Source organism: Arthrobacter sp. 2RAF6, assembly GCF_052115205.1.
Classification (GTDB): Bacteria; Actinomycetota; Actinomycetes; order Actinomycetales; family Micrococcaceae; genus Arthrobacter.
The window spans coordinates 1-23,006 of record NZ_JBFRGF010000011.1 but is presented as its reverse complement, the minus strand read 5'-3'; the positions used below and the strand labels follow the sequence as shown (position 1 = coordinate 23,006).

The 23,006-nt window shown below is 62.1% G+C and carries 22 protein-coding genes and 2 pseudogenes; 8 read left to right on the top strand and 16 right to left on the bottom strand.

The genetic code is table 11. From position 1 onward, the window contains the following. Positions 1-65: 65 nt before the first annotated feature. Together hemW and lepA are read right to left on the bottom strand one after the other, a co-directional pair. Positions 66-1,295 (bottom strand): radical SAM family heme chaperone HemW, encoded by a 1,230-nt coding sequence (gene hemW / locus AB4Z38_RS10110; protein WP_441429585.1) that lies wholly within the window; start codon positions 1,293-1,295, stop codon positions 66-68. 78 nt (positions 1,296-1,373) lie between these two features. Next, on the bottom strand, positions 1,374-3,227 hold the full coding sequence (gene lepA / locus AB4Z38_RS10105; RefSeq protein ID WP_441429584.1) for a translation elongation factor 4: 1,854 nt from the start codon (positions 3,225-3,227) through the stop codon (positions 1,374-1,376). 191 nt (positions 3,228-3,418) lie between these two features. Between lepA and AB4Z38_RS10100 the strand changes: the two genes are divergently transcribed. Both AB4Z38_RS10100 and rpsT read left to right on the top strand, forming a co-directional pair. Then, complete coding sequence (locus tag AB4Z38_RS10100) at positions 3,419-3,988, top strand: type II toxin-antitoxin system PemK/MazF family toxin (protein ID WP_441429583.1); 570 nt, start codon at positions 3,419-3,421, stop codon at positions 3,986-3,988. Positions 3,989-4,158: 170 nt separating this feature from the next. Next, a complete protein-coding gene (rpsT, locus tag AB4Z38_RS10095; RefSeq protein WP_441429582.1) occupies positions 4,159-4,419 on the top strand; it encodes a 30S ribosomal protein S20 in 261 nt (86 codons plus the stop codon). A gap of 55 nt (positions 4,420-4,474) precedes the next feature. On the opposite strand, the gene AB4Z38_RS10090 is transcribed toward rpsT, so the two are convergent. The 10 genes and pseudogenes from AB4Z38_RS10090 to AB4Z38_RS10045 form a co-directional block, all read right to left on the bottom strand. Then, a complete protein-coding gene (locus tag AB4Z38_RS10090) occupies positions 4,475-5,047 on the bottom strand; it encodes a hypothetical protein (protein WP_441429581.1) in 573 nt (190 codons plus the stop codon). Positions 5,048-5,050: 3 nt separating this feature from the next. Then, positions 5,051-5,437 carry a hypothetical protein gene (locus tag AB4Z38_RS10085; RefSeq protein ID WP_441429580.1) on the bottom strand — a complete coding sequence of 129 codons (387 nt, stop codon included), beginning with the start codon at positions 5,435-5,437 and terminating at the stop codon, positions 5,051-5,053. Positions 5,438-5,598: 161 nt separating this feature from the next. Further along, positions 5,599-6,192, bottom strand: a complete 594-nt coding sequence (locus AB4Z38_RS10080) for an ABC transporter ATP-binding protein (protein ID WP_441429579.1) — start codon at positions 6,190-6,192, stop codon at positions 5,599-5,601. A 14-nt stretch (positions 6,193-6,206) separates the two neighbouring features. Next, positions 6,207-7,484 carry a hypothetical protein gene (locus tag AB4Z38_RS10075; protein ID WP_441429578.1) on the bottom strand — a complete coding sequence of 426 codons (1,278 nt, stop codon included), beginning with the start codon at positions 7,482-7,484 and terminating at the stop codon, positions 6,207-6,209. Positions 7,485-8,318: 834 nt separating this feature from the next. Next, complete coding sequence (gene holA / locus AB4Z38_RS10070) at positions 8,319-9,335, bottom strand: DNA polymerase III subunit delta (RefSeq protein WP_441429577.1); 1,017 nt, start codon at positions 9,333-9,335, stop codon at positions 8,319-8,321. 70 nt (positions 9,336-9,405) lie between these two features. After that, positions 9,406-9,681: a hypothetical protein gene (locus AB4Z38_RS10065; RefSeq protein ID WP_441429672.1), complete on the bottom strand. Its 276-nt coding sequence runs from the start codon at positions 9,679-9,681 to the stop codon at positions 9,406-9,408. A gap of 58 nt (positions 9,682-9,739) precedes the next feature. Beyond that, positions 9,740-9,838 (bottom strand): annotated as a pseudogene (locus tag AB4Z38_RS10060) (hypothetical protein); the annotation flags it as partial. Between the two features lie 256 nt (positions 9,839-10,094). Then, positions 10,095-11,873, bottom strand: a complete 1,779-nt coding sequence (gene lanM / locus AB4Z38_RS10055) for a type 2 lanthipeptide synthetase LanM (protein WP_441429576.1) — start codon at positions 11,871-11,873, stop codon at positions 10,095-10,097. Then, a pseudogene (locus tag AB4Z38_RS10050) lies at positions 11,821-12,474 on the bottom strand (DUF4135 domain-containing protein); the annotation flags it as partial. The pseudogene AB4Z38_RS10050 and the gene lanM, both read right to left, overlap by 53 nt. 638 nt (positions 12,475-13,112) lie before the next feature. Beyond that, a complete protein-coding gene (locus AB4Z38_RS10045) occupies positions 13,113-13,322 on the bottom strand; it encodes a hypothetical protein (RefSeq protein WP_441415656.1) in 210 nt (69 codons plus the stop codon). A 304-nt stretch (positions 13,323-13,626) separates the two neighbouring features. On the opposite strand from AB4Z38_RS10045, the gene AB4Z38_RS10040 reads away from it, so the two are divergent. The 6 genes from AB4Z38_RS10040 (at position 13,627) to AB4Z38_RS10015 (ending at position 18,997) form a co-directional block, all read left to right on the top strand. Further along, positions 13,627-14,751, top strand: coding sequence for a sensor histidine kinase (locus AB4Z38_RS10040; RefSeq protein ID WP_441429575.1), 1,125 nt, complete (start codon positions 13,627-13,629; stop codon positions 14,749-14,751). Further along, a complete protein-coding gene (locus AB4Z38_RS10035; protein ID WP_441429574.1) occupies positions 14,748-15,461 on the top strand; it encodes a response regulator in 714 nt (237 codons plus the stop codon). The genes AB4Z38_RS10040 and AB4Z38_RS10035 overlap by 4 nt, the downstream gene beginning before the upstream one ends. Positions 15,462-15,583: 122 nt before the next feature. After that, the gene (locus AB4Z38_RS10030) at positions 15,584-16,483 is read left to right on the top strand and encodes an ABC transporter ATP-binding protein (protein ID WP_441429573.1); all 900 of its coding nucleotides are present in this window, start codon (positions 15,584-15,586) and stop codon (positions 16,481-16,483) included. Beyond that, a complete protein-coding gene (locus tag AB4Z38_RS10025) occupies positions 16,480-17,232 on the top strand; it encodes an ABC transporter permease (protein WP_441429572.1) in 753 nt (250 codons plus the stop codon). Before AB4Z38_RS10030 ends, AB4Z38_RS10025 begins: the two co-directional genes overlap by 4 nt. Before the next feature lie 5 nt (positions 17,233-17,237). Continuing rightward, positions 17,238-17,984, top strand: a complete 747-nt coding sequence (locus tag AB4Z38_RS10020; RefSeq protein ID WP_441429571.1) for an ABC transporter permease — start codon at positions 17,238-17,240, stop codon at positions 17,982-17,984. A gap of 179 nt (positions 17,985-18,163) precedes the next feature. Further along, a complete protein-coding gene (locus tag AB4Z38_RS10015; protein WP_441429570.1) occupies positions 18,164-18,997 on the top strand; it encodes a hypothetical protein in 834 nt (277 codons plus the stop codon). Positions 18,998-19,767: 770 nt separating this feature from the next. Here AB4Z38_RS10015 and AB4Z38_RS10010 read toward each other — a convergent pair. The 4 genes from AB4Z38_RS10010 to AB4Z38_RS09995 form a co-directional block, all read right to left on the bottom strand. Further along, positions 19,768-20,274, bottom strand: coding sequence for a peroxiredoxin (locus AB4Z38_RS10010; protein ID WP_441429569.1), 507 nt, complete (start codon positions 20,272-20,274; stop codon positions 19,768-19,770). Then, the gene (locus AB4Z38_RS10005; protein ID WP_441429568.1) at positions 20,163-21,572 is read right to left on the bottom strand and encodes a ComEC/Rec2 family competence protein; all 1,410 of its coding nucleotides are present in this window, start codon (positions 21,570-21,572) and stop codon (positions 20,163-20,165) included. Before AB4Z38_RS10005 ends, AB4Z38_RS10010 begins: the two co-directional genes overlap by 112 nt. A gap of 235 nt (positions 21,573-21,807) precedes the next feature. Continuing rightward, complete coding sequence (locus tag AB4Z38_RS10000) at positions 21,808-22,557, bottom strand: helix-hairpin-helix domain-containing protein (protein WP_441429567.1); 750 nt, start codon at positions 22,555-22,557, stop codon at positions 21,808-21,810. 275 nt (positions 22,558-22,832) lie between these two features. After that, positions 22,833-23,006: HNH endonuclease (locus tag AB4Z38_RS09995; protein WP_441429665.1), on the bottom strand; the 174-nt coding region annotated here is incomplete at its 5' end.

The following is a 23,006-nucleotide window of genomic DNA, read 5'->3' as shown; positions in this document are numbered from 1 at the left end:
CGCTCTTCGCGGGTGCCTATGCCGGTTCCCGCGCCGGACGTTAGCGCCTGCCGCTAGCGTCGGCCCTAGTCCGGAAGGATCCGGCGGACCACGGCATCCGCGAGTAGCCGGCCCTTGAGTGTCAGGACCAGCCGTCCTTGGAAGGCCGCTCCAGGCTCAACCAGGCCGTCGGCGATGAGGCCCGCGACGGCGTGGCGGCCCACCTTGTCGAGGGCATCGACCTGAAGCCCGGTGCCAAGGCGCGCCTCGAGCATGATCCGTTCCACTTCCCGGGTTCCGGCGTCGAGCGTTTCGCGCCCAGCGGCCGGCGACACGCCGCTACCGAGCCTGTTGGCATAGGCTGTGGGGTGTTTGACGTTCCACCAGCGGACGCCGCCCATGTGGGAATGCGCACCGGGTCCGATGCCCCACCAATCGTCTCCACGCCAGTAGGCAAGGTTGTGTTTGCACGCCTGTTCGGGTGTGCGGGACCAATTGCTGACCTCATACCAGTCCAGCCCGGCGGCGCTGATCAGCTGATCGGCGAGTTCGTATTTGGCGGCGTGGTCGTCGTCGTCGATTCCGGGAACTTCGCCGCGCCGGATCTGTGCCGCCAGCTTGGTGCCTTCTTCCACGATCAGCGCATAGGCGCTGATGTGATCCGGCCCGTAGGACAAGGCAGTCTCCAGGGAGGTCTGCCAATCGGCCATCGACTCTCCGGGAGTGCCGTAGATGAGGTCGAGGCTCACGGCTAGGCCGGCATCGCGCGCCCACTGGACCACCAAGGGGACCCTGCTGGGAGTGTGCGTACGGTCCAGGACCTTGAGTACGTGAGGGACCGCCGACTGCATGCCAAAGGAAATCCGCGTAAAGCCGGCGTCCGCGAGCAGCTGGAGGGACTCCGGCGTCACAGAGTCCGGGTTCGCTTCAGTCGTGACTTCGGCTCCTGCTTCCAGGCCCCAGTGCCCGACGGCGGCCGTCAGGATGCGCGCGAGATCTTCAGCAGGCAGCAGGGTCGGTGTGCCACCGCCGAAGAACACCGTGCTCAGGGGCCGCTGCGGCAGCCCGGAGGCTTCCATGGCCTGGACGGCGAACTCCACTTCCGAAATGGCAGTAGACGCATAGGCGTCCTGGGAGGCGCCGCCGCCAAGCTCGGTGGCGGTGTAGGTGTTGAAATCGCAGTATCCGCAACGCACGGCACAGAAAGGTATGTGGACGTACAGTCCAAACTTGCGTGAACCGACGCCGTCGAGCACCTGCGGCGGCAAGAGGCCGTCCGCAGGTGCCGGATCCCCGAGGGGAAGAACGCTAGGCACGGATTTCCCCTTGTGCCCGTCCTGTGCGCGCCGCTACAGCGCGCGCCTGTCCCGATGTGTTCCGGGCGAACAGCGCCATTACTTCTTGGCCTTGTCCTTGGATTCGTCGGTGGTCAGGGCTGCGATGAACGCTTCCTGTGGAACTTCCACACGGCCCACCATCTTCATGCGCTTCTTGCCTTCCTTCTGCTTTTCCAGAAGTTTGCGCTTACGGGTGATGTCACCGCCGTAGCACTTGGCAAGGACGTCCTTGCGGATGGCGCGGATGCTCTCACGGGCAATGATCCGCGAGCCGATGGCAGCCTGGATGGGCACTTCGAATTGCTGGCGCGGAATGAGCTCGCGCAGCTTGCCAGTCATCATGACGCCATAGGCGTAGGCCTTGTCGCGGTGGGTGATGGCGCTGAAGGCGTCAACCTGCTCACCCTGGAGCATGATGTCCACCTTGACCAGGTCGGCAACCTGCTCGCCGTCGGCCTTCCAGTCCAGCGAACCGTAGCCGCGGGTCTTGGACTTGAGGATGTCGAAGAAGTCGAAGACGATCTCGGCCAGCGGCAGTCGATACCGGATTTCCACGCGATCCTCGGAGAGGTAGTCCATGCCGCCCATGACGCCGCGGCGGCTCTGGCACAGCTCCATGATGGCGCCCACAAACTCATTGGGCGCCAGGATGGTGGCGGACACCATCGGTTCGCGGACCTCAGCGATCTTGCCGGTGGGGTATTCGCTCGGGTTGGTGACGTGCAGGACCCGCTTGTCCTCGAGCGTGACCTCGTACTCAACGTTGGGAGCGGTGGAGATGAGGTCGAGGTTGTACTCGCGCTCAAGGCGCTCACGGGTGATTTCCAGGTGCAGCAAGCCAAGGAAGCCCACGCGGAAACCGAACCCCAGGGCGGCAGACGTCTCGGGTTCGTAGACGAGCGCTGCGTCGTTGAGCATCAGCTTCTCGAGGGCATCCCGGAGCACGGGATAGTCCGTGCCGTCCAAGGGATACAAGCCGGAGAAGACCATGGGCTTGGCGTCGGCATAACCGGCGAGGGAATGCGAAGCGGGCTTGGCCAGGTTGGTCACGGTGTCGCCGACCTTCGACTGGCGGACGTCCTTCACGCCGGTGATCAAGTAGCCTACTTCGCCGACGCCCAGCCCTTTGGAGGGAGTAGGTTCCGGAGAGCTGACGCCGATTTCCAGGAGCTCGTGGGTTGCACGGGTGGACATCATCTGGATCCGCTCGCGCGGGTGCAGCATGCCGTCCACGACGCGGACATAGGTGACCACGCCGCGATATGTGTCATACACGGAGTCGAAGATCATGGCGCGGGCCGGTGCGTCGGGGTCGCCGACAGGGGCTGGAAGATCGCGGACGATCTTGTCCAACAGGGCCTCCACACCGACACCGGTCTTGCCGGACACCCGCAGCACGTCCTCGGGGTCGCCGCCGATCAGGTTGGCGAGCTCGGCCGCGTACTTTTCGGGCTGGGCGGCCGGGAGGTCGATCTTGTTGAGCACCGGAATGATGGTCAGGTTGTTTTCCATCGCCAGGTAGAGGTTGGCCAGGGTCTGGGCCTCGATGCCTTGCGCGGCGTCCACCAAGAGGACTGCACCTTCACAGGCCGCGAGGGAACGGGAAACCTCATAGGTGAAGTCAACGTGGCCGGGGGTATCGATCATGTTCAGGGCGTAGCTGGTGCCGTCAAGTTCCCAGGGCATGCGGACAGCCTGGGACTTGATAGTGATGCCACGTTCGCGTTCGATATCCATGCGGTCCAGATACTGGGCCTTCATGTCGCGGGACTTAACGACGCCGGTGTACTGCAACATGCGGTCGGCCAAGGTGGACTTACCGTGGTCGATGTGGGCGATGATGCAGAAGTTCCGGATGATGGCCGGATCTGTCGCGGCGGGCACCGGTGCGGTGCGGGCCATGGGAGACACGCAGGGTCCTTACTGTCGATACTCACACGGCCGGACTCCGGACTGGTCTGGACCATTCCGGCCGATGCCGCATATCTGAACTAATAGTCTCCCATGAACCTGACGCCGGTTGTGCACTGTGATCGGCGCTGTTGCAATGTGGGCGACGAGTGTGGGCGACGCGGTACGGCAAGGGAAAGTACGGTGGTTCCATGGCATCGGACACACATTTGCTTGGCAGACTCCTCAAAGGCTCCCTGGGCTACCTTCGACGGATCATCGGAGCCCCGGCTACCGCACGCCCTGGCCAGGCCCAGAAAGGCGGGGCAGCGGCGAAGGCGAGCCGGACCCGGAGCGCAAGCACCGGCGTCGGGCAGCTTTCCCGCCCATATCCGGGCGACTTCCGGGGCACGGTGTCTCCGCGGTATTCCCCCGATCCCGACGGCAAGCCGGACCCCGGAGAGATCGTGTGGTCCTGGATCCCTTACGAAGAGGACTATTCCCAGGGCAAGGATCGGCCGGTTCTTTTGATAGGGCACGACGGCGGGTGGCTGCTGGGGCTGATGCTGACCAGCAAAGACCACGACAATGGCCACCGTGCAGACGATTACGTCGACATCGGCACTGGCGCCTGGGACCCCCAGGGCCGGCCCAGTGAGGTCAAGGTAGACCGGGTGGTCCGCGTCAATCCGGCGGACGTCCGGCGCGAGGGTGCCGTCCTCGACAAGCGCACTTTCCAACTGGTGGCGAATCGGCTCAGTGGACAACACGACTCGGCGTAGACGCCAAATCCCCGGAAAAGCGCCGAGTCTGATAATATTTATGGCTGTGTGTCCGTGCAGGTCGACGGCCACTCATGGTTGGCTGCCATAGGCATCCCCACGCCGCTCAGTCGATGGCCAACCTGAAAACCCTCTAGACCATTTCCGCATTAAAAAGAGAGTTCACACACGTGGCTAATATCAAGTCCCAGAAGAAGCGCATCCTCACCAACGAGAAGGCTCGCCTGCGTAACAACGCTGTCAAGTCTGAGCTGAAGACGGCCATCCGCGCCGTTGCCACCGCCGTTGAGTCCACGGACAAGGATGCCGCTGCAAAGGCTCTTGTTGCTGCCGGCCGTAAGCTGGATAAGGCTGTCAGCAAGGGCGTTATTCACAAGAACAACGCTGCAAACCGCAAGTCGGCGATCTCCAAAAAGGTCAACGCACTCTAAGGTTTATCCAGTTCGACTGAGCTGAACGTGAGGCCGGCACCCCTGGGTGCCGGCCTCAGGTATTTAAGGCGGAGCTGCCTGAGACGAGCAGGACGGAGTTTACGATGGCGACGATGGCGAAGAGAATCGCAAGGCGCCCGTTCGGGGCGACAAGCACCATCTTGGCAGCCGCAATGTAGATGGCCCCTGCGATAGTGCCGAACAGAATACGCACCCAGGCTTGACCGAGGAGACCGAGCGCTTCGGGCTGCAAAAACAGTCCCATGACGAGGACGGTGGCCATGAACGGGATTTGGCCTAGAAGAACCCAAAACCAGCTGGCTCCAAGGGTGGGGCCATGTCCTTTGACGATGCCCTTGTATATGAGCCTCAGTACGAGGGCTTGCAGAAACGATGCCAGAGTACTCCAGATGATGACGCCAACGCGAAGGAAGGTGACGAGCACCTCTTGGCTCGAAAACTGGTTGTGTTCGGCATTTTCCGTGACCAGCCGTTCAACGCTCGGTCCCACCGCGAATTGGGCAGCAGCAGTGTATGCGAGCAGGAGGCAGATGATCCAGACTGGGTTGATTTTCTTCGGGCTCTGCGATGCGGGATGACCTGACGTTTTTGGGCTCGCGGAGGTCATGACTTACCTTTCCAGTAGTGCGTGTTCGGCCCACTCGGCAAGGGCCGCCAGGAGGTAGAAGGTGGCTGAGGTGATGAGGACTTCACGCATCTTTTGAGCCATGTGACGCCAAGTGCGTTCTCCTCTGATCATTCCGAGAAGTGTTGGCCAGAACAGGCGTGCCCCTTGGATTGTGAGTGCCCACGCTACGATCTCGAGCGGAATGTGGACTGCGGTAAGCGCAACGGTCTGGTGGAGGCCAATCGCCGCGGTACTTGCGACCATGCCCATCCCTAGCCAAATGCCGTTGAGGATCATCATGACCATCGCACCGTAGTGGCTCAGAAAAAGTGCGAGAACGGCCAAGGAAGCGTTGTGCAGAAGTATTCCTGGCGCGCTAGTCGAGGTCACGTCACTGCTACTGCCCCACGTGAAGAGAGAAGCAAGACCGATCCCGCAGGCTATGGCGATCAGAATTTTCAAGAAATCGGTGCCCAGATATGGGAAGCGGGAACGCAAGATACCCCCAAAGGCTTTGATAGGAGTGCGAACGGTATTGGTGAGACGATTGCTCATTTTCGCGCTCCCGTTGGGCGCAGTTCGACCGTATCCTTTTGGCGGACCGCGAGGTCGTAGTCGGTCCAGTGGTCATCCTCGTGGGTAGCCACGAGGACCAGTTGGCTTTTTCCTACGGCGAGCATTGACTGGCGTGCAACTAAAGAGCCTTGCTGGTCCAATCCGTTAAGAGGCTCGTCGAGAAGTAGGATATCGACGTTCCTGAGTGCCAAAGCTACTGTCAGGACAAGTCGCTGGCGCTGTCCGAGGGATAGCTCTGCAACCTTGGTCGGCATCATCTGTTCCGTCAGAAGATGATGCCCGTCATCTTCCGGCATCTCCGACGGGCCAATCAGCGGCCTGACCATATCCAAATGTTCTTCGACCGTGAGGTAGTCGAGGGTAAGAAAGTCCGTGTCTAGATAGACCGCCCTGAAGTCCTTTCTCCACCGCGCGATTTCAGTGCACGACGTCGAGAGCATGCCACCGAGGAGCTTGAGCAGGGTCGTTTTGCCACATCCATTCGGCCCTCGAAGCGCAACAACGCCTCGGTCCGGAAGATCTACACAGGCATGGTCAAAGATGACGTGGGATCCAAAGGCATGATCCACGCGAGCTAGAGATTTCAGGTGTCCTCCACTTCGGTGGCTGATAGTTCACGCAGCCACGCAGGTGCGTCGTTGAGAACCAGGACCGTCAAGAGACCAGCCACGAGAGTCAGTGCGCCAGACGCGATGCCAAGCCAGGGACCTTGTGTTGCTTGCGGTGCAGCGGTGCCGAGAATGCCTGAGAACACTACGGCGAGGCCAGCGCAAAGCGCTGCGCCTAAGCCTGCCTTGGATTTCTGCGCCAATTTCGAGATATGCGAGGCCGGCATGACGGCCGTCCGACGCTGGACGATCAATGCGTCGATGCTTATCTCAAGACCAACGAGAGCAACAAGCAAGACCGCCTCTTGGGTGTACTTTCCTAAGAGGAAGAATACACATAACACAAAGGTCATTGGCGCAGTCACTACGATCGCAGTTACCAGGCTGCGGATAATGAGTGGCTTTACCCAGGAGGGTCTCAGTCTTACTAGGAATAGGGCATAGCCCAAGGTTTCGGGTGAAAATAGCCGCGCGAAGGATGACCGATACAGAACTAAACCCGAGAAGAAGACAGCAAGAGCAATAAACGGCGCCGTCCACGGCCACGCTGTCATTTCCATGACGGACAAGGACAAGCCTGACAAGAGAAAAATGCATGCTGCCTTAATTGATAAATCAGTCAGCAACCCTCGGCCACGCAGGGCGCGGGGATGAGCGGTGACCCTGTATAGAGCAGGGGTGGAAGCGGCTGTAAGAACTGTGCCGGCCAGGATCAACAACAACTTGTAAGCCAACCCAGAGCCGAATCTCTCATCGATATCGAACGACGATGCATTCGTAAATAGAACAATTAGGCTGCACGCCGATAAGGCAACACTCAAAACAACGAGCACCCGGATCGCCGTTCTCTTCAGGGGCGCCACAACAAGAAATGATGAGATAATGAGGGCCCCGACAGCAAATAGATTATTGCCCTCGTGCCACCGCAGGTTCTGAGTAATGAACATGCCGGCAAGACCAAGATCCATAAGGACCAAACCTGCGCGCATCCCCACCTCCAGGGGTGCCGACACTATGTTCCAGCTACGGTGGGATTTCCTGTAGCGACGCCTGGTTTGTAAAAGTGCCATTGCTAACAGCACCGTCACGATGCTCACTACGTCAGGAGTGCTGAGCGGAATTCCCAACGAAGCTAACCCAGCCGGCTGAGGCGTCCACACTATTCCGACACTGATGATTAGCAATGTCAACAAATGCCCAAGGATCAGTGCATTGTCAATTGCGGAGGCGTGCGATGAAAAACCTAAACTCATCAGAAGGTTCTGGAGCCGATGGGACCTTCGCCGAAAATCGTTAGTGAAGGTTGCTTTGCACCCGGAGAGGACCACAGCGTATACAGGAGGACGCCTTTGGGTGACGTTAGGTGAGTTCATTGTGGCCCTCTCATGGGCTAGTACGTAAGTGTCAGCGTTTTACCATGCAACGAACTGCTTCAGCGCCCACTTCTTGGCCAGACCAAAAACTAGCCCAGCCACTGCCGCTCCAATACCGAAAGACGCCACGACTGCTGCAGCGGCCGCTGCCCAAGAAAGAGCATTGAGCGCAAAGTAAAGGTTCGTCGCCAGGGCAGAAGAGATGCCAGTGCAAAGCTGACGCCTCCAATTTTCGCCATCTTGCCTGGGAATGAGCCGTTGGTGCGGTTCCGACTCTCAACGGGAGTTGACATGAATGTTCCTTTCATACGGTGAGTTTCGTAGTCACACATGGAAAGTGATTGATGGCATGGGCGACCAAGATGGCTTGCTCGCCCACCGACTCGGCCTTGTCCCCAAAGCAAAGTCACACGTCCGGCATCTCATAGGGCTGACACATCGGGCGCGGCATCCGGAGGAAGGACTCCCCCACGGAGAAATCTAAGGTCAAAAGGACCGGCTAGGTGGCCGTTAGCCTGAATTTGAGTGGTGATTGCCACGAAATTGAGTAGAGATTGCCCCGAAATTGAGTGCTAGCCCGAGCGTTCTTCGTGCCGCGGGCGGCACGAAGAACGCCCGCGGCAGTCCGATGACTTTCCTGTGGACTGGCGGGATCTGCCTGGCGAGGAACACGCGGCGCCGGACCGAGTTGGCTAGCCTCCGGGCACCAGTCCTCTAGCGGCCCCGGGCCGCGTTGGCGATGACGGTGACGGCGTGCTCTACCGCATACACCGGATCCCGCGAGAGGCCCTTTACCTGGGCGTCCGCTTCAGCCGTGACCTGGATGGAACGGATCAGGCCTTCGGGAGTCCAACGGCGAACGTCCCGCTGGGCCTGTTCTACGAGCCATGGCTGCATGCCAAGCTGCTTGGCGATCTGTGCCGACGATCCCTGGGCGCCGGCAACCTTGGCCAGGGTGCGGAGCTTCGCGGCAAGGGCGGCAACCAGCGGCACCGGGTCAACTCCGGTGGCGAGGGCATGCCGGAGGCTGGACAGGGCCTGGGGCCCGTTGCCGGCCATGGCGGCGTCCGCAACTTTGAATGCCGTGGCTTCCACGCGGCCGCCGTAGTAGCGCTCCACTGTGGCTGCGTCTACCGCGGTAGTGGCGTCCGCGATGAGCTGGTTGCATGCCGCAGCGAGTTCGGAGAGGCTGGCGCCGACTGCATTGACGAGGGCCTGGACAGCTTCCGATTCGATGCGGCGGCCGCCCACCTTGAATTCCGAGACGACGAATGCTGTTTTCTCGGCGTCCTTCTTCAAGGGCTGGCAGTCCACCACCGGCCATCCGGAGGACTTGATGGTGTCCAGGAGCTTCTTTCCGCGCACCCCGCCACCGTGCCGAAGGACCAACACGACGTCGTTTTCCGGTTGGGCTACGTATTTCAAGGCATCGGCAAGGAAGGCATCGGTCATCGATTCGAGTCCCTCGATCTCGATGAGTTTGGCCTCGTCGAACAGCGACGGCGTGACCGCCATTGCGAGGGAACCGGTCTCGTAGCTTCCGGCATTGAGCCTGCTGATTTCCACTTCCGGTGCCGCCGCCCGCACCTGCGAGCGGATCCGATCCATGGCACGGATTCCGAGGTACTCCTCTGGGCCGGTGATAAGCACTACGGCGGACGGGGTAACGTCCCGCCAGCTGGCGGTGTTCGCCGCGGAGGTTTTAGCCTTGGAGACCTGGGCAGCAGCCAATGTTGCTTCCTTCCAGAAGGGTTTTGCTTCAGTCCCAGTCTCCCACGTGCAGTGTCCAGGGCAGGGATCCTCAAACCCGCGGCCCGCCTACCGGGCCGCGGCGGGCCCCCGGACGGCCCGCGGTCCAGCAGCGGCGGATGGCCGACTCCCCGGCGGCCATGAGGAGCACCAGCCGGCGGTGCAACGACAGTACGGCCGAGCCCGCCCACGTTGGATGCAGGATCAGCCACACCATCAGGATGGTGACAACGGACCACAGGACCATGGTCGCGATTCCCGTGGGACCTTCCGGCCACGGCATTGCCGCTCCCGGAAGTCCTGCGAAGAACCTGGCGATTGCCGCCACCGATGCTTATACCAAGTGAAGGATCCAGGATGAGCAGGCCAGTCACGGCCAGGCAGAGAAAACCCAGGCTCCGGCCCCGCCGGCCGCCACTCAGCGCGCTGAGGCCGATAGCACCCATGACCGCCGCCCTCAGGACGCTCGCGTCCGGCCCCACCATCATGACAAAGGCCGCCAAGCCACCAAGGGCCATGATTGCCGCGACGCCCCTGGCAAGCCCTTCCAATTACCTTCACTAGCGTGCGTTTTCCTTCTGGCGCTATGAATTCGCTCATACATCCAGGCAGGGGCTTTCAGGTTATGGGGAAATGCCAATGCGTGTCTCGCACTGACGCAACTGCCGAAACCCATACGGTGCAGACACGGATCAGATCGCGTAGCGTTGCCGGGGCCGGAGCTTACCGCAATCCAAAGCCTCATGTCGGTGTGCTGCTGGCGAGGAGCCTCCCACCGGAAGCACTGTCCGGCGTCTTGGTAAGCCCATCGAGAAGGAGGACGTTCGGGATGCCAGGGTTCAGGGCGTGGCATAAGGCATATAGTGAGCCGGCCGTTCCGAGCATGAGTCCTCTGACTGTGGTGATTCCGCGCGGGAGCCCGCTGCGCGGCTGCGAGCCGTGGATGCGGGTGATCGCCCGGTTCCGGAAATCGTCGAGGCCGATGTCGGCTCCTGTGTGTGCTGCGATCGATTGTGCAGCGAGCAGGTTGCCGAGGCTGCCGTGGCACAGTGAGTCGTCCAGTGGAAGCTCATCTCGGGTCGTCTCCCGGGCGCCGATGATTGCGAGGTCCAAAAGTTCTGGTGTGCCGAGGAGCGCGGCCGCGGAGGCACGCGCCATCGCGATGCCCGAAGTGCCGTGGCACCAATGTGTCGGGTACATCTCGCCCAAGGCGAGCGACTCGGGCCGGGCGTCAAGCCATCGCTGCTTGGCTGGACCGAACATTGTGTCGTCGAAGTGCAGTGCTTTCGTGGCGACGCCGGCGATGCGGTCGTCGCCAAGTGCCGCGGCCGTTCGGGCCAGGGCCCAGCCGATCCCGGTTGCTCCGTGGGAGAAGCCGCCAAGCTTTGCTTTGGCTGTCCCGGTCTCCCACGCCAGCTGGCCGTCGTCGATGACGACGCTGTGGTCGATCAGATGGGATGCGATGGTTTGCAGGGTCTTGCGGCCTTGTGGGGTGCCGGCTTCGGGCATCGCCGAGATCACCGCGCATGCGCCGGCGGCCCCGGCCATGATGTCGAAGTAGCTGTCATCGCCGACTACCGTCTCCATCTGCATGATCGCGCTGGTTCGGAGATCCTCGTAGCGGTTCCCGCCCAGGATCGCGTCGTAATGGGAGATCGCGTAAAGAAGGCCCGCGGCGCCGCTGTATGCGCCGATGGGCAGCGTCACCTTTCCGTCGGCCCAGTCGTCGAGGATCGATGCGACGGCGTGTGCCGTTCGGTGCGCGAGGTCGTCGAGGCCGAGATCGGGGACGAGACTGTGGGCATACGTTGTGGCGAAGCAGATTCCAGCGAGCCCGTCGTAGAGCGTCGGGCCGATAGGTCGATACTCGAGCCCGCTGCTGTCACTGCTGCTGCAGACGCTGATCCATGTTGCGTCGCGGTCGCCCAGTATCGCTGAATCGACCAGAACTCCGGCCTGCTCGCGGGCAAGGGCGGGGATCCCGGTCTCGTCTTGTGCAAAGTGGGCTGCGCTCTGTTCCCGTGGCGTGTCAGGTGTGGTGGTTTGCGGTGCGGCGGCGAGGATCGACTCGTCAATCAGGCGGAGAGACTCGCGCATGAGCTCGGGGTTCAGAGCGTTCAGCCGCTCGGCGACATCTTGGATCGTGGTTTTCTCGAAGTAGTCCGGGACCAGTTCGCTCCCACCAGCGAACAGGCCGCGCTGATTCATGCGGGCAGTGAAGAGGGGGATGTCGAGCTGCCAGAGCGATTCTTCCTCGGCGCCGATGAGGGTCGCATCGCCGGGATGATCGTTGATTCGCGTCCAGAGGCTGCGCAGGAGGTGGTCGCGATCGATGCCGCTGTGGAGCCGGCCGGGCTGCCTCATCTCGGTCAGCAACAGTGAAGGGGTCGAGGACCTGGTGGGCGGTCGCGTACTTGGTTGTTTGCTGGAGCCCGCCTGTTGCGACGCTGACGTCGATGCTGGTGCCTTCTCCGGCTGTGAGCTGGACCGGGAGGATTCCGGCTCCCAGCACCGACGCATTTAAACGCTGGATCGCCTTCTGCGCTGCGACCGCGCTGGCGGCCGTGTGGCTCCGGTTCTGGACGAGTGTTTCGAGGTCTATCGGCACCGGTCCACGGGCCGAGGCGATGACGTTCTCAAAGTGCAGGTCGGATGCGCCGAGGATGTGGGCGACGGCCAGTAATGAGCCGAGCCGACGCAGATATGTCCTCCGGTCCAGTGCACCCGAGGGATCATGATCGATGAACTCGACCCAGCCGTACCTGTCCCGGACCAGTGCCGACGGAGCAAAAAGGCGCGCACCCACGGGGAGCGCTTCGTTGAGGACATCGACAACCCCGCGGTAGACGGCGAAGACGCCGCAGTCGCGGGACTTGTAGACCAGCCTTTGACCGTGCGCGAATCGGAGGACTGCCACGGACTGGCCTCCATCGTGGCTGTCGCCCGAGCCGAGGTCCGCTCCCTGCAGAGAGCCGGCGCCGTGCTGTAGCAGTCCACTGGCGGACAGTGCTTCCTCGTCGTCGATGAGCCGTCCGAGAACCCGCTCGACCTGCGTCCGCCAGTTCGCGATGCAGACGGTGAGATCGCGCGCCAAGACAGGGTACTTCGCGTAAAAGCCCATGCGTGAGCTTGGCTCTGAGAGCGTCGTATTCAGCCGGTCATAGGCACCTGCGGAGGAATCTCGGGCGAGCTCGGAGAGCAGGCAGCGCAGCGATAGTGTCGCGAGCTGCCCGGCCAGCCCGTCGAGAAGGCTTGTCCGCGCGATATCGCCAAGCCAAGGCTAGCGGTCAAGATGCTCGCCCTGCGCGCCGACGACATCGAACAGCAGCCCCGGAACGGGAAGTCCTCCCAGGAGGTCCCTTCGACGACGAGCCCTCCGTCTCCGGGCACGTAGGTTCGGGCGGCCGACCCCGGAGGCAGGAGCCATCCATGGACGTCGGCGAGCCAACCCAACGCTCCGCGCTGTGGAGTCCAAGGCACACCTGAGAGGAGATCCCCCAGGTCTTCCGCGTCCAGCGAGTGTTCATCCAGGTAGCACCCGAACGCCTCTGGCTCGATCAGGGCCCGGCTTCGCCAGTCGTTGACTGCTACGGGACCGTGATCTGAACGTCGATGGCCATGGGGAATGCGTTCGTGGAGGGAACTTGCCTGGGCCAGCGAAACCATATCGTTCCGGGAGAGCATCGGGGAACCAGCCTTTCTTGTAGACAACAACGGACGGCTCAGGCATCGAAACCTGAACCGTCCGTCGAAGAGGCGCTATCGGCACGCGCAGATGAACGTGCCGCATTCGATGGTGAGCGTACAGATCCAGCCGCTGCTGGCCATGTAGGGGCTCACGATCCGTTCGAACTCAGAGTCGATCTGCGCCTGCAGCGACGGAGTACTGCCGTCAGTCGCGCGGGCATCGACGTCCCACTGCGGGCTGACGATTGCTCCGAGTTCCTGCTGTTCAAGGGTGTTGGTCATGTTCTTTCCTCCTTTCTGCGAATCGTGGGCGGTCGCACGTTGTGCGGGGGTCAGGGGAAGGATTCCTCTCGTCGAATGAAGGCTTCTGTTTGATTCCTTCGTCCTTCGATCCGAGATCCTCGAGATGCTCTCAGCCTAGGAACGCGAGTTGGGGCCCACATCATGCTTCCTGGGGATCTTTGCCGTGGCCCTCCCACCATGAGTGCAGGTGGCTCCACTGCTGGTATTGGAACCTTGGAAGGAGGTCTCGCAGCCAGGGGCGGCATCTGCCCGCAGCGCGATCGCGCGCCATTAGAATGAACCCATGTCACAACTTGGGGGGACATGGCGGCGCACCGATGCACTCGTCGCCGGCTGCGGCGTTTTCGTGTGTGCGGGGATGGGGTTTATAGGCCAGCCGGACTGGCTCTGGTCATCTGCGATGGCTGTATTCCTCGTTCTGCGAAGGTCCGCGCCAGTGGTGTTCGCAGTCCTTGCGACGGCGATCTCCGTCGCTCACTTCGTGGTTGACACAGGGCTGCTGCTGCCCGGTGATCTCATTCTTTTGGTAGCCGTTTACTCAGTTGCAGTGCACGCGTCGGAGAGACTGCGCAGCGCAGGGCTGCTCCTTGGCGCAGTCTTCGTTGCCGTGCTTGTGTCTAGCGCTCAGGACGCACGCGATCTTCTTTCAATCGTGCTGCCGGCAGCTCTGGTCTCGGTCAGCGTCATCGCCGCGTGGGCTGTCGGCCTTCTCGAACGGCGCAAGGTGGGTGCGCTTCGCGACCTGGAGCAGCGTCGCATCCTCGTTGAGCGCGACGCCGAGGTTCGTTCGCGGCTCGCCGTGTTCGAAGAGCGAGAGCGCATCAGTGATGACATGCATGACGTCCTTGCGCACACGCTCACCGGCGTGGTCGTGCAGGCGGAAAGTGGCCGAGTCATAGCCCCGAACCGGGAAATGGCGGCGCTGTTCGCCAATATCTCATCCACCAGCCGCGCAGCTCTCCAGGAAGTCCGCGGCCTGCTCTCCCCGGATGCGGGGCCAGACACGCATCAGACCCCCGGCATCGAGGAACTCGAGGACCTCATCGCGAGTTTCGCGCCGGTTGGTCTGAAAGTCGATCTGACGCAAACGGGGAACGTATCCTCCCTCACCCCTGGAATGAGCCTTGCCGTCTACCGGGTCATCCAGGAATCGCTGACGAACGCACTTCGTCACGGAGCCGCGAGCACCGCACGGCTGAATCTGGCCTGGACGGCGGAGGAGCTGACGGTCTCCATCGTTAATCCTCTGGACGAGTCCGCACGGCACGAGCCCTTGGAAGAACATCGCGGCCTCGGAGGCATCCGTCGGCGCTGCGAGCTCCACGGAGGACGGGCACAGATTGCCGCCGGCCATGACTTCACGGTGGCTACAGCTTGGCCACTGACGTCCAGGAACAGCCAACCGTGAACGGCTCCCCTCGCTCGATCACCGTTCTCATCGTCGACGACCAGTCGCTCCTCCGCGACGGGTTCACCCGGATTGTGAACTCACAGCCGGACATGACAACGGTCGGAGTCGCTGCGGAAGGCAAAGAGGCGATCACCCGGGCCCGCGAGCTGCATCCCGACGTGGTGCTCATGGACATCCGAATGCCTGTGCTCGACGGAATCGAGGCAACACGGACCATCATCTCAGACGCAGTCAGCCCGGGCACTCGTATTCTCGGGCTGACCACCTACGACGCCGACACCTACGCCATCCGCATCCTCAAGGCCGGAGCGATCGGATTCATCCTGAAGGACAGCACCGCCGACCAACTCGTCGACGCCATCCGTTCCGCACACAGCGGCACGTTCACCGCCTCGGTCAGCACCACCCGTCGCCTGATCGACAGGCTCACCGACGGCCCGGCTGCACCGCCGCCCAATTCCTTTGCCCTGAGCGGTCTTACCAACCGAGAAATGGTCGTGTTCGAACACGTCGTCTCCGGCGCTTCCAATCCCGAGATCGCCCGGGAGCTCTGCATCGCCGAGGTCACCGTCAAGACCCACGTCGGAAATATCCTGGCCAAGCTCGACGTCCGTGGCCGCGTCCAACTGGTGATCTGGGCCCACAGGCAAGGGCTGGCGGACCGGCGCTCCCGCGGCGAGGCCAATGGCAGAGTCCCCGGCGCCTGACCGAGCACTCCCGCTTCCTCCTGCGAAGGTAGGAGCAGAAGTTCACTCCACGGGACGATCCGCATTCTGAGTCGCAAGGGGATGATGAGAATCATGTTTCTGCTGCCTGAAACGAGACTTCGATGAATAGTGTCATCGCGACAAGGGACCTGACCAAACGCTTCAAGCAACACACGGCTGTTGATGGGCTTGACCTGGTCGTGCCGCAAGGTGCCGTCTACGGATTCCTTGGCCCCAACGGATCGGGGAAGTCCACGACCATGAAGATGCTCCTCGGCCTCACTCAGCCGACAAAGGGCGAGATCGATCTGTTCGGACAGCCGCTCACGCCTGCCTCGCGAAGGGAGATGCTACCCTCCATTGGCTCCATGATCGAGGCTCCGCCGGGCTATGGGCATCTCACGGGTGCTGAGAACATGCGGATCGTCCGGGACATGCTGGATCTGGTCGACGCACAGACCGACCGAGCCCTGTCCACTGTGCGTCTGACCGAGCACAAGGACAAGCTCGTGAGGAACTACTCCCTTGGGATGAAACAGCGCCTCGGCATTGCGATGGCACTCGCCCGCGACCCCGCGCTGCTCGTGCTCGACGAGCCGACAAACGGACTGGACCCGGCCGGCATCGAGGAGATCCGCACTCTGCTCATCGACCTTGCGGGCCAGGGCATTACCGTGATGGTCTCCAGCCACCTGCTCGACGAAATCGACAAGATGGCCACGGTACTGGGCATCCTCGCCAACGGCAGGATGATCTTCCAGGGCACTCGCGAGCAGCTGTTCAACGAGTCCATCCCCGACCTGATCATCGAAACCACCGATCCCGTCGCCGCGATCGGCCTCGTCGACGGCGCAATACCAGTGCCCGAGGGCATCCGGCTCGGCGGGATCGAAAAGGAGCAGACAGCCCATCTGGTCAAACGCCTGGCGAGAGCGGATGTGCCCATCCACGGGGTCCGCCGCGTCCAGCAGAGCCTGGAAGACGTGTTCATGGACCTCACCGGCCGCGGGGGCCTGTTGTGACCTGCTTCGTGCTTCTGGAATTCCGGAAGATGCGCAGGCTCCGTACGATCCCGCTCCTGCTCGTGCTCGTCGCGGCCGTGGCCTCCCTCAGCTCGGCTTCCCTGTTCTCAGATGGCACGCGCGAGACGCTTAGTGATGCAGCAGGACGTCCTTGGGCGGCGCTGCTGCTCAGCTACACCATGATGGCGGCAATGACCTCTCCGATCCTCGCCTCGGTACTCGCCAGCAGACAGACCGACATCGAGCACTCAGGTGCAGGCTGGACTCTCGCCGCCGCCGCCGGACACTCGCCAGGCGCGCTCTGCAGGGCGAAACTCGCAGCACTGGCCCTGCTGCTGATGCCTGCGATCGGGCTGCAGACGCTGCTAGTCCTGGGCGCCGGCATGCTCGCAGGCATCACCGTCCCGCTCGACCCAGGCCCCTGGATGGCCTACACCACGCTGCTGTTCCTGGTCGACGCTGCCTTCTGTGCGCTACACATCTGGCTCGCCGCGAGTGTGGAGAACCAACTGATCAGTGTCGGCGTCGGCATGCTCGGTGCGTTCCTGGCTGTATTCTCACTTCTCATCCCCTCGGCCGCCAGCAGGTTGATCCCCTGGGGCTACTACGCCGTTATTTCCCATGCCGGCCAGTCGGACGGTGGGGTGAGCTACGTGACCGCACCCTACGGCTGGATCCTCGGGTTCCTCGTCCTCGTCGGGGCCGCCTTTATTCTGGCCACACGACGCCTCGACTGCGCCGAAAGGTAATACACGTGTTCCACGCAGAACTGATCAAGCTCAGGCGATCCAGCACCTGGATCATCGCCCTCGTCCTGCCCCTGCTCGCCGTTGTCACCGGAACCATCAATCTCGCCAACAACACGGAGGCCCTAGATGCCGGCTGGGCTTCGTTCACCTCCCAGGTCGTCCTGTTCTACGGACTGCTGTTCTATTCGATGGGAGTCAGCTTGCTTGCAGCCACAGTCTGGCGCATCGAACACCGCGGTACGAATTGGAACCTCCTGCTCACTACCACCGCTCGGCCCCTCCGACTCGTGCTGGCCAAACTCACCGTGATCCTCGTGCCTGTCGCCGTGATGCAGGTTGTTCTCGTCAGCGGCACAGCAGTCTCAGGGCTGTTCGTGCTTCACCTCGACGGCGCTTTCCCATGGCAGTTCGCGCTGGTCGGTGTTATCGCAATCGTCGCAGCGCTTCCCCTCATCGCGGCTCAGTCCCTGCTGTCCATGCTCGTGAAGTCTTTCGCTGCCCCGATCGCACTGTGTCTGCTGGGCTGCGTCATCGGAGTCGCCGCCGTCACCTCCACCGCACTTCGCCCACTCGGCTACATGCTCCCGCAGGCAATCAACACACGCGCGCTCAACCTCGGCTCCACTGCAATCGCGGAGTCCGGAGGACTCACCATCGCCGACACCATCCCCATAGTGGCGACCAGCCTCGGCATAGCCGCCGTGATCTTGGCACTCGCGGTCGGCACGATCCGGGTATTCAAACTACGCTGACGCCCAGGGTTCGGCGAGGTCTCCCGGCACTTCCCTCGGGTTCGTCTCTCGTTGAGCTCACCGCAGGCCGGCTACGACGGAAGACCCAACGGTGGCCGTAGATTTCATCTTGACCAACGCCGACTTCCTGCCGAGCACTCCCGGATCTGTGCCCGGTCCTCTGAACAGAAAGCACTCCTATGGCCTTAAAGAAGCCCTATCACATCCACCGCCAAATGCACTTGGGAGATTTCCTCGATGAACTGGCAGCGCAAGGGTCCCTGGAATGGACCTGGGAGTATGACCAAGAGAATCACAAAGCCTTGTTCCACATCACAGAACCCGGGAAACAAAGGAAGCGCTACTTCATCAAGTCCGCCGAAGACATTGCCTCACGCCTCGCCTACCAGAAGGGCATTGCGTGGTTGCCCGTCCCACACCCTGGTAACGAGGATCGCTACCAGCAGACACAAGAAAAGATCGCCGCCCTCCGGTCGGCGGGAACACTTCCCCCGGCCGCGCAAGGCTCAAAGGAACGCAGCCCTTTCATCGAGCGGGTCGGTATCGTCGCGAAATACTCCGGAGTCTGCCCGATCTGCGGTTCACAAACGGTTCCAGGCGATCGGCTCTTCAAACTGCCGGCTGACCGGCGCTCGGCCCGGAACCCCTGGGTATGCGCCGGCTGTCGGTACCCGGAAAATCGGACAGAACCGACTCTTGAGGACGTCTTCATCAAACTCAACCACCGGAATAACACCGGGCGCACTCCTGGTCTCAACCGACACGACGTGGCACACCTGTTGTCCTTGCACGACAAACTCGCCCCGGAGACCGCCGCGGATCTCAGAGACATGCCTGGATCAATCAAACTCTGGAATGCCTATACCGAAAATGTATCCGCGAATCTCAGCCGCGCAGAACTCTTGGACCTCCTTGAAGAGTTCGTTCGGCCCGGGTTGATTAGACGAGTGGGCCGGAACCGCTACCTTCCTGTCGTTTCGTTCCCAGACGACCAAGACATTCCGGGCCGGTAAAATGGGCCTTGGACACTCGTTGCCAAGCTATAGTCGCGTATATTTCACTTTCTAGTCCGCACGCCACGAGCTGAACGCCCAGTCCCGGAACACCGCGGTCATCAAGGAACTCCGTCCAGGCCTTGAGGGCCTGTGCGCAGGTAAGCCATGACTTCGGCGGCGGCGCCCGCTGACCGGGAACTCTCGAAGCCAGCGGTGCATCGCCCCCGTCGGCCGCGGGCCATCAGCATCTTCGATGCAGAAATCATCGTCGATGAGGACGGGCATGGCATCCCGGATCAGCGGTCTGTTGGAAAGCCCCCAGCCTTCCCATCCAACGGAACTGAAGGAATGCAGGAACACGGGACAAACCTGACATGAGGCACAAGCCGGAGCAACGAATAAAGGCGGTACAAAAGGCAAACAAACGCCCCTGCGAGACACGGCCAAACCGCAAAGCTAACGCCCTCTGCTCCCACCTGACCCAGGAACTCCAGTCCCAGCTCGATGCCCTCGCCGCGCACGGCATCCCGCGCGAAAAGATCTTCGCCGAGAAGATCTCCACCCGCGCCAGTGCGATGAGCGGCATCGAGGCCTCCCCGACGTGGGCCACGCGGACTGCTCATGAGCATTGCGTACGCGTTCGAGGACGGTGGATTCGTCATCTCCAGGGAGATCGAAGTCTTCAGCGGACCGGCGTCCTTGTGCTCGTGCGACCACGAACAGCTCGAATCCCCGTTCTATGACCCTTGCTGCCGAGGCCGGGGTCCCTCCGACAACGAGAATTCGCGTCACGCACCGCTCCCAATCTGTCGAACCACTTTGAGGACGTCCTCGACGTGGCTGCCCGGGTCTTGGCCCGGCTCGATGACGGCAACTACGATCCCGCCATCAACCAACAACGTGATCCGACGGTAGAGCTCGTCTCCCTCGAATTCGAAGGTGCTCAAACCGAGAGTCCCTCGGAGCGCGAAGTCCTGATCGCTCACTATGGGGTAGGGCAGATGTAGGCGAGATGCTGCCTCGGATTGGTAGGCCGTGTTCTGCACAGAACAACCGATGACCTCCCAGCCGAGAACCGCGAAATCGTCACGCAGATCCCGGAACGAGCAGGCTTCAGCCGTGCACCCCTTCGCGCCTGGAATCGCCGCCCATAAACAGAATCGGTCAATCGGTACTTTCCCGACTACCGGGCCCCCGGACGGCCCGCGGTCCAGCGGCGGCGGATGGCCGACTCTCCGGCGGCCATGAGGAGCACCAGCCGGCGGTGCAACGACAGTACGGCCGAGCCCGCCCACGTTGGATGCAGGATCAGCCACACCATCAGGATGGTGACAACGGACCATAGGACCATGGTCGCGATTCCCGTGGGACCTTCCGGCCACGGCATTGCCGCTCCCGGAAGTCCTGCGAAGAACCTGGCGATTCCCGCCACCGTTTCCGCGCTGGCCCCGGCAGCGGCGATGGGAACAAGCGAAAGCCAAGGAAGCAGCGGAACGAGGGGAACTGCAATGGTTCCCAGGATCGTCACGGGTGCGACAAACGGAGCAACTGCGATATTAGTCAGCAGTGCGTAGCTGGAGAACTGCGGCTGCAAGGCCACGATCACCGGGCTGCACAGAAGCTGCGCGGCCAAGGGGACGGCAACGGCGGAAGCCAGCGACGACGGGACCCACGCTGGCGCCCAGGAAGCGATGGGCCGCGCCAACAGGACAATTCCCAGGGTGGCGAGGACCGACAAGAGAAATCCGATGCTTATACCAAGTGAAGGATCCAGGATGAGCAGGCCAGTCACGGCCAGGCAGAGAAAACCCAGGCTCCGCCCCCGCCGGCCGCCACTCAGCGCGGTGAGGCCGATAGCACCCATGACCGCCGCCCTCAGGACGCTCGCGTCCGGCCCCACCATCATGACAAAGGCCGCCAAGCCACCAAGGGCCATGATTGCCGCGACTCCCCTGGCAAGCCTGAAGCTCCTGGCGAGGAGCACCAGACCCCCAAGAATAAGGCTGCAATTTGCGCCGCTGACCGCAGTGAGGTGGGTGGTGCTGGTGGTCTTCATCGCCTCTTCCAGGCTTTCGTCCACGCCGGTGGTGTCGCCCGTGACCATTCCAGGCAGGAGTCCGGCGGCGTCGCCCCTCAACCACTCGGCGGCCGAGGCGAATTGTATTTTCAGCTGCGCTGGACCTTGGGAAATGTTGCCGTGTGCCTCCGGCTTGTTCTGTGTGTCCGGCTTGTGCCGTGAGTCCGGCCGCATGGGAGGGGTCGCGGCCGCAAGAACACCGGCCTCGATTTGTCCCGGTTTTGCCTGCTTTAGCTTTCCGGCGGTTCTTACCTCCTGTCCCGTGACTACCTGGTCCCAGCCTTCGCCTCCGGTCAGCAGAATTCGCGTGCGGGAACGGGTGAGCATGCCGTCGGACGCAATATCGATTACTTCGGCGGGTACGGCCCACCGTCCCGATCCACGTGAGTCCGTGCCTAGTTCGCGAGGATCACCCACGATCAACACGTGGATGACAACCGAGTCGCGCGCCGCGGCAGCGTCGGCAACCGGACCGTCCTGGCGCGGAACGGCTTCCGCTGCGGCGTGGGCGGCCACGGACGCTCCGAACAAGCAAGCGACTGCCAAGGTAGCGGGAAACGTCCTCAGGCTTCGAGGGGCCACGGCCCGAACTGTGAAAAGAAGACACGCGGCGACGACCAAAGCCACGCACACAACTCCCGTCCACAGCGCAGGTAGATAGGCGGCCGCAACGGAAACAGCCCACGTGAGGATAGCAGACGGGACCAATCGAAGGTCTACGCGGCCCGGGCCCACCTTGACTCCACGCACCTTAAACCGTCACCAATGGCAGAAGGGACTCCATCATCTTGGGGCCAACACCATCCACTGCATCGAGGTCCTCCACGGAAGCGAACGGGCCGTGTTGCTGCCGCCATTCGACGATGCGCTTGGCCAGGATGGGGCCGACCTTCGGCAAGGTATCGAGTTCTTCAACGGTTGCGGTGTTGAGATTGACTTTGCCGCCGGCAGAAGTCCCGGCTCCTGTGCTACCGGCTGTCGGAGTACTGCCAACTGGCCCCACAAGCTGTGACGGAGCCGCCTCCCCCATCCGCGGAACGTGGATCTTCGCCGAGTCCTCCACCAAGGCGGCAAGGTTGAGGCTGTCCAGCTGGGCTCCTGCATCCGCACCACCAGCAGCGGAGATCGCATCAAATACCCGCGCACCGGAGGGCACTCTGACAATCCCGGGATTCTTCACCGCACCGGCAACGTGGATTGTAAGTAGCTGGGCTCCATCGTGAGGTTCCGGAGCCTCGTTGACACCGCCTGTTCTACTTCTCGTACCCGCTTCTGGAGTTCCTCCCGCATGTGAACTTCGGACGAGCGGCTCAATCGTCGGCTGCCCGGACCAGGACTGCCAGAAGAACCAAACCACCAGCAACAAACAAGGCAAAGCCAACAACAGGGCTACGCGCCATGGTGTGCGCCACCGTAGCCGCGATGGAGATCCTGCCTCTTCGGACAAGTCTTCGGTGCCTGACGGCTCCCCCGAATCGGCCACACCCGAGCCGGATATCATCAAGGTCTGCAATGGAAGCAAAGGTTCCGATTTGTTGTCGTGGCTCGGCTGCGCGACAGCCTCGTGGTCCGTCTGTGGTGCAAGACGAACAGCGAATCGGAGCCGAGCAGCACTCGCAGCATCGTCCGCGGGGGAGGCTCGGTTCCTGCGTGGCATATCCACGAGCCTAGAACGTCCGAGCCTGCGGCAGCAGCCCGGAACGGCGCTATGTGGACAGGGCCGCCGCAGAGCGCCTGTGGAGGATCAGTGGGTGCAGGACACGGCCCATTTCGGGGTCATATCTGGAAGTAGTGGTTTCTGCGGGGTTTCCGGTGTGGGTCGGTGTGGGGTGGCGGGATGAACCAGGGGATCTGGTTGCGGACCTGGATGTGCCAGTCTTCCTTGTGGATCAGGTGGTGGTGATGGCTGCAGAGCAACGTCCCGTTGGCGGTGCTGGTGGGTCCGCCCCG